The following is a 4,299-nucleotide window of genomic DNA, read 5'->3' on the forward strand; positions in this document are numbered from 1 at the left end:
GAAGGCTATATCGACCTGCGGCGCGGTGCCGGTGCCTACATCTGCGGAGAGGAATCCGCGATGATCGAAAGCATCGAGGGCAAGCGTGGCTTGCCACGTCATCGTCCACCTTTCGTCGCACAGGTCGGTATATTTAACCGTCCAACACTGGTGCATAACGTCGAAACGCTGCTTTGGGTCGCGCGGGTCTGTCGTGAAGGGCCAAAGGTCCTGAATACGACCGAAAAAAACGGGCGGATAGGGTTGCGCGCTTATTCGGTGTCGGGCCGCGTAGCACAACCGGGGGTGTATCTTTTGCCTGCGGGTTCGACGATCCTCGATATTATCGAAGCTGCTGGTGGCATGGCAGAAGGCCATGTTTTCAAAGCCTATCAACCGGGCGGGCCGTCATCCGGCCTGTTGCCTGCGTCGATCAATGACGTGCCGCTTGATTTCGATACGCTGCAGCCATTGGGTACTTTTATCGGCTCTGCGGCTGTGGTCGTTCTGTCCGATCAGGATCGTGCGCGCGATGCGGCCCTGAACATGCTGCGCTTCTTCGAGGACGAAAGCTGCGGGCAATGTACCCCTTGCCGGGTTGGCTGCGAAAAGGCCGTCAAACTCATGCAGGCCGATCAATGGGACCAACCCTTGCTAGAGGAACTCTGCATGGCGATGGCAGATGCGTCGATCTGCGGTTTGGGGCAGGCGGCCCCGAACCCGATCAAACTGGTCATGCTGCACTTCAAGGATGAGGTTGCGGGTTAAACGGCGTGCGGGCTTTCCAAATCTGCCGATCATCATTAGGTGATATCTAAGGCAGTATTGGTTGAACAGCATGTCATTTTTCAAAAAGCTCAAAGATCGGATGTTCAAATCTTCGTCCAAGATTGACGAAGGGCTGGATGCCATCGTGCAGGATGGCGGCGAGATAGAGGAAACTATCGAGGCAGTGGTTGCACCGGCCACGCCCGCACCCAAACCGCTTCCTGAGCCTGAGCCTGAGCCTGAGCCTGAGCCTGAGGTCCACGAACCGGATGTGAGCGAAGTACCGGCGGAATCACGCGAACCGATCGCCGAGAGTGAAGAGGTCGCCGATCAACCGACCTTGCAATTTGATGTCGATCTGACAGCACCTTTGACAGAGGCACCCGCGCCAGCGCCCGAAAAGAAAGGCCTGTTGGGCCGCTTTTTTGGGGGAGCAGAGGCCAAAACCGTGGTCAGGCGCACACTTGATGACGACATGCTTGAACAGCTCGAAGAGCTGCTGATCACGACCGATATGGGTGTCGAAACGGCCCTTCGTGTGACAGCAAACATGGCCGAAGGGCGTTTGGGTCGCAAACTTTCGGTGCAGGAAATCAAGGAACTGATGGCCCAGGAGATCGGGCGGATCATGGCACCTGTCGCGCGTCCGATGCCGCTTTATGTCAAGAAACCGCAGGTGGTTTTGGTGGTTGGCGTGAACGGATCGGGCAAGACGACAACGATCGGCAAATTGGCCAGCCAATTCCGGGCGGCTGGCAAAAAGGTCGTGATTGCGGCAGGCGATACCTTCCGGGCGGCTGCGGTCGAGCAGTTGCAGGTCTGGGGGGGTCGCGCAGGTGTGCCCGTGCTGACCGCGCCCGAAGGATCCGATCCTGCCAGTCTTGCCTTTGATGCGATGACGCACGCGCAGGCGGAGGGCGCTGATCTGCTGATGATCGACACGGCCGGCAGGCTGCAGAACCGCGCTGATCTGATGGAAGAACTCGCCAAGATCGTACGCGTGATCCGCAAGAAAGACCCTGACGCGCCACATAACACACTGCTGGTGTTGGATGCGACGACCGGTCAGAACGCAGTGCAGCAGGTGAAGGTGTTTCAAGAGCTTGCCGATGTTTCGGGCCTTGTGATGACCAAGCTGGATGGTACGGCAAAGGGCGGTGTGCTGGTGGCTTTGGCCGATAAATTCGGCCTGCCGATCCACGCGATTGGCGTGGGTGAGCAGATAGACGATCTGGCACCGTTCGATCCTGATGATTTCGCGGCGGCACTGGTCGGACTGGAGCGATGAAGCGCCCGCTGGCTGTCGTGCATGTTGATCGGGTTTGGACGCCGGGGCGCATTTGAACGAACTTGGCGCATGGCTGGTGTCGATTTCGGGCACGCCTGAAGGTGCGCGCCTTGCGACAGCGCTTGCGCTGATTTCGGCATTGGCACATGCGATCTTTGGCGCAATGCAAAAGGGGCGCTATGACCCTTGGCTGACGCGGGGCGCGATTGATGCGTGGCTTTGCGTATTGTCGGCGCCGGTAGCTCTTTTCGTTGTTCCCTGGCCTGATTTGACAACCGGATTAATCCTTGTCGGAGCGATCATTGTGCATTTTGCGTACAAGGTTACGATAGCGCTGGCCTATGAACGCGCGGCCTACACCGTGGTTTACCCGGTGATACGTGGCACCGGGCCGTTGGTCACGGTCATCGCGGCGGCCCTGTTTTTCGGAGAGTATTTTACGGTTATGCAATGGACGGGCGTGGCTTGTCTGTCTGGCGGAATTTTGTTGCTGGCTGTGCGGAATATTTCTGAAGAGGTGATTGACCCGCGCACGCTCAAGCTTGGATTGTTGTGGGCATTGGTCGGTGGAATTCTGGTCGCGATCTATACCACTTATGATGCTTACGGCATTCGCCAGACCCCCAATCCTTTTACCTTTTTGGCGTGGTTCTTCTTTGTCACCGCGATTGACTTTCCGCTTCTTGCGACCTGGCGTTACCGGCGTGCGCAGTATCAACCTGTGCTCGGCCCCTTAGTCTGGCGCGGCTTTGTCGGCGCGATTATCGCATGGATCAGTTTCGGTGGTGTGCTCATGGCGACAAGGCTGGACAAGGTCGGCGAAGCGGCCGTTTTGCGCGAAACCTCCGTGGTTTTTGCGGCCTTGATAGGCTGGTTCATCATGGGCGAAAAAGTGGGCCCGCGTCGCCTGATTTTGATCTGCTTGGTTGCACTTGGCGCCGTCATCGTGGAAGTGGGAGGTTGAGGGAGACGCCAATGGCTGAGAAAGCAATCAATCCGGTGGTAAAGCAGGTCTTGGAGCTGGGGCCGACGCTTGCGTTTTTCCTGATCTATCTGCGAATCCGGGACGAGATGTTCACCATCGGTGGCACGGAATACACCGGATTCATCGTTGCGGCGCTGATCTTTATCCCGATCCTGCTCGCGGCTATGGGTGTCCTTTGGATGCTGACCGGCAAGCTGAGCCGTATGCAGGTCTTTACCGCGTTCATGGTTATCTTCTTCGGGGGGCTGACGGCCTATTTCAATGACGAGCGGTTCTTCAAGATGAAGACCACGATTGTCTATGGTGTGATGGCGGGGATTTTGGGGATCGGCCTGCTGCGCGGTCAGAGCTATCTGCAATATGTGATGGAAGAATTCCTGCCGATGGAAAAGGAAGGCTGGATGATCTTTACCCGCCGCTTGTGTTACATGTTTGCAGCCCTTGGTATAGCGAACGAGGTGATCTGGCGGACGCAATCGACCGATCTTTGGGTAAAACTTGAAACCTTTGCGTTTCCAGTCGTGTTGATGGTGTTCTTGTGGGTCCAGATCTACAGACTGCAGCGTTATTTCATTGATACGCCAGAGGCATCGGAAAAATAGCTTCGGCGGCGGTTACATTTCGACGAAAGTAAACCCGACTGTGCCACGCCGCAGGCCACGCGGCGCGTCCCTGCGATAGCGAAGTGTATCGACCAGTATCGCTGATAACTGCGGTCGAAACGTCAGGCCTGCCTTATCGCCTGCCGTCCACTGTACGATGGCCGCCACGTCATGGTTCAGCACGCGAAACTTCACTTTTTCGCCGCGTTGCAATCTTGCGGCGCTCATAATGCGGGCGCCGCCTGCGTTGACGTCAATGACCTGACACTGCTGAAGCCCCGACCGTGTGGACAACTGAATGGGGAATTGCGTTTGGTAGCGATGTGGACGGTATTGCATAACGGATGCCATAATTTACGAATGACCCCGCTATACCGCTGCTCCGCTAACAATTCGTTACGAAGGCTTGCCGAACAGAACACCCTGCGCGTGACTGTCCTTGCGAAAGTCCGCGCGCTTCTCTGCGGCAACCGCACGTCCGCGCTGCACACCGGGACGCGCCCACATTGTTTCGAGCCAGCGTGTCATATGTGGTTTGTCGTCGAGGGTCTGCTGTTGCCCTTCCCATAAAGACGCCCAACCCCAGATCGAGATGTCGGCTATGGAGAAGAAATCGCCCGCCACAAATTCATGTTTTGCCAGTTGGCAATCCAGAACGCCGTAAAGACGCGCTGTCT

Annotated in this window: 6 protein-coding genes; 4 read left to right on the forward strand and 2 right to left on the reverse strand. The window is 56.9% G+C overall.

Annotated features, from left to right (window positions below; translation table 11 throughout):
* The 4 genes from R6T97_RS15925 to R6T97_RS15940 all read left to right on the forward strand — a co-directional run.
* Positions 1-747: NADH-ubiquinone oxidoreductase-F iron-sulfur binding region domain-containing protein (locus R6T97_RS15925; RefSeq protein WP_410350266.1), on the forward strand; the 747-nt coding region annotated here is incomplete at its 5' end.
* Between the two features lie 70 nt (positions 748-817).
* A complete protein-coding gene (gene ftsY / locus R6T97_RS15930; RefSeq protein ID WP_410350267.1) occupies positions 818-2,035 on the forward strand; it encodes a signal recognition particle-docking protein FtsY in 1,218 nt (405 codons plus the stop codon).
* Between the two features lie 52 nt (positions 2,036-2,087).
* Complete coding sequence (locus R6T97_RS15935) at positions 2,088-2,999, forward strand: EamA family transporter (protein ID WP_410350268.1); 912 nt, start codon at positions 2,088-2,090, stop codon at positions 2,997-2,999.
* An 11-nt stretch (positions 3,000-3,010) separates the two neighbouring features.
* Entirely contained in the window at positions 3,011-3,622 is a 612-nt protein-coding gene (locus tag R6T97_RS15940) for an inner membrane-spanning protein YciB (RefSeq protein WP_410350269.1), read from the forward strand.
* 12 nt (positions 3,623-3,634) lie between these two features.
* Here R6T97_RS15940 and R6T97_RS15945 read toward each other — a convergent pair whose 3' ends face one another.
* Positions 3,635-3,961, reverse strand: a complete 327-nt coding sequence (locus tag R6T97_RS15945) for a PilZ domain-containing protein (RefSeq protein ID WP_410350270.1) — start codon at positions 3,959-3,961, stop codon at positions 3,635-3,637.
* 57 nt (positions 3,962-4,018) lie between these two features.
* A partial coding sequence (locus R6T97_RS15950; RefSeq protein ID WP_410350271.1) for a glutathione binding-like protein occupies positions 4,019-4,299 on the reverse strand: 281 nt, incomplete at its 5' end.

The sequence above is a fragment of the Yoonia sp. genome, assembly GCF_046498525.1.
GTDB lineage: Bacteria > Pseudomonadota > Alphaproteobacteria > Rhodobacterales > Rhodobacteraceae > Yoonia.

Bases quoted from the DNA above. Each gene is read 5' to 3' on its own strand.
- R6T97_RS15945 (WP_410350270.1), bottom strand. From the start codon at position 3,961: ATGCAATACCGTCCACATCGCTACCAAACGCAATTCCCCATTCAGTTG.
- ftsY (WP_410350267.1), top strand. From the start codon at position 818: ATGTCATTTTTCAAAAAGCTCAAAGATCGGATGTTCAAATCTTCGTCC.
- R6T97_RS15940 (WP_410350269.1), top strand. From the start codon at position 3,011: ATGGCTGAGAAAGCAATCAATCCGGTGGTAAAGCAGGTCTTGGAGCTG.